The organism is Ancylomarina longa (assembly GCF_003996985.1).
In the GTDB taxonomy this organism is placed as follows: Bacteria; Bacteroidota; Bacteroidia; order Bacteroidales; family Marinifilaceae; genus Ancylomarina_A; species Ancylomarina_A longa.
This window is the reverse complement of the sequence record NZ_RJJX01000174.1, coordinates 1-554: the sequence shown is the minus strand read 5'-3', so window position 1 is coordinate 554 and position 554 is coordinate 1. Positions and strand designations below refer to the sequence as shown.

Annotated in this window: 3 protein-coding genes and 1 pseudogene; all 4 read left to right on the top strand. The window is 49.5% G+C overall.

Going from position 1 to position 554, the window contains the following annotated elements:
• Positions 1-131: protein NinD (ninD, locus tag DLK05_RS16865; protein ID WP_080154660.1), on the top strand; the 131-nt coding region annotated here is incomplete at its 5' end.
• A 38-nt stretch (positions 132-169) separates the two neighbouring features.
• Positions 170-280 (top strand): annotated as a pseudogene (locus DLK05_RS19170) (NinE family protein); the annotation flags it as partial.
• On the top strand, positions 235-390 hold the full coding sequence (locus DLK05_RS16855; RefSeq protein WP_317126944.1) for a protein NinF: 156 nt from the start codon (positions 235-237) through the stop codon (positions 388-390). The pseudogene DLK05_RS19170 and the gene DLK05_RS16855, both read left to right, overlap by 46 nt.
• A partial coding sequence (locus tag DLK05_RS18810; RefSeq protein WP_438830191.1) for a recombination protein NinG occupies positions 356-554 on the top strand: 199 nt, incomplete at its 3' end. The genes DLK05_RS16855 and DLK05_RS18810, both read left to right, overlap by 35 nt.

The following is a 554-nucleotide window of genomic DNA, read 5'->3' as shown; positions in this document are numbered from 1 at the left end:
GCTTCCGACCAAATCAACCTTACTGGAATCGATGGTGTCTCCGGTGTGAAAGAACACCAACAGGGGTGTTACCACTACCGCAGGAAAAGGAGGACGTGTGGCGAGACAGCGACGAAGTATCACCGACATAATCTGCGAAAACTGCAAATAACCCAACGAGAAACGCACCAGAAATAAACCCAGGCCAATCCCAAAAGAATCTGACGTAAAAACCTTCAACTACACGGCTCACCTGTGGGATATCCGGTGGCTAAGACGTCGTGCGAGGAAAACAAGGTGATTGACCAAAATCGAAGTTACGAACAAGAAAGCGTCGAGCGAGCTTTAACGTGCGCTAACTGCGGTCAGAAGCTGCATGTGCTGGAAGTTCACGTGTGTGAGCACTGCTGAAAATCGGCTAAATACGATCCGAATAGCTCGATGCACGAGGAAGAAGATGATGGCTAAACCAGCGCGAAGACGATGTAAAAACGATGAATGCCGGGAATGGTTTCACCCTGCATTCGCTAATCAGTGGTGGTGCTCTCCAGAGTGTGGAACCAAGATAGCACCTG